The organism is Microtetraspora sp. AC03309, assembly GCF_020826795.1.
Lineage (GTDB): Bacteria > Actinomycetota > Actinomycetes > Streptosporangiales > Streptosporangiaceae > Microtetraspora > Microtetraspora glauca.
Map to the genome: position 1 here is coordinate 1 of NZ_JADDIL010000288.1, position 777 is coordinate 777.

The 777-nt window shown below is 69.5% G+C and carries 1 protein-coding gene; it reads left to right on the plus strand.

Annotation, left to right across the window (positions count from 1 at the left end):
• Positions 1 to 183 precede the first annotated feature (183 nt).
• Positions 184 to 777 (plus strand): lipase family protein (locus IMZ11_RS42885; protein WP_228649346.1); only part of this gene is annotated, 594 nt, incomplete at its 3' end.

Genomic DNA, 777 nt, shown 5'->3' on the forward strand with positions numbered 1-777 from the left:
GACTTGGGCAGTGCGGCCAGCGTCTCGGCAGCCGAATGGATCGGTCGGGCACCTCACGAGGATCTCGACCCGGCTGCTCGGCCGGTACTTCCTCACAAAGATGACTTCTACGTACCACCCGCGGGCTTTCAGCACGCCGAACCGGGGACCGTCCTACGCAGCCGTGACGTCGAGCTCGCCTTCTTGGGGCTGATCCCCCAGCGCCTGCAGGCCACGCAGCTCCTGTACCGCTCCACCGACCGCAACGGCATCCCCGAAGCCGCCACCACCACGGTGATCGTCCCGGCTGACGCGGCAGCAGACTGTCCGATCGTGTCGTACCAGTGCGCGATCGACGCCATCTCGGCACGGTGCTTCCCGTCCTACGCCCTGCGCCACCACGCCAAGGCCACCGGTTCCCTGGCCCAGCTGGAGTTCCTGCTGATCTCGGCCGCCCTGGCCGAGGGCTGGGCGGTCTCGGTTCCCGACCACGAAGGCATCAACGGCACGTGGGGCGCGCCGTATGAGCCCGGGTACCGCGTGCTCGACGGCCTGCGCGCGGCGATCAACGCCGAACACCTGTCGCTGTCGCCGGATGCGCGCATCGGCCTGTGGGGATACTCCGGCGGTGGCCTGGCCAGCGCCTGGGCGGCAGAGATGGCCGGAAGCTACGCCCCCGAACTCAACATCGTCGGCGCCGTCCTCGGCTCCCCCGTCGGCAATCTCGGAAACACCTTCCGCCGGCTCAACGGCACGGTCTTCTCGGGACTGCCGGCCCTGGTGGTGGCCGCCCTTGCC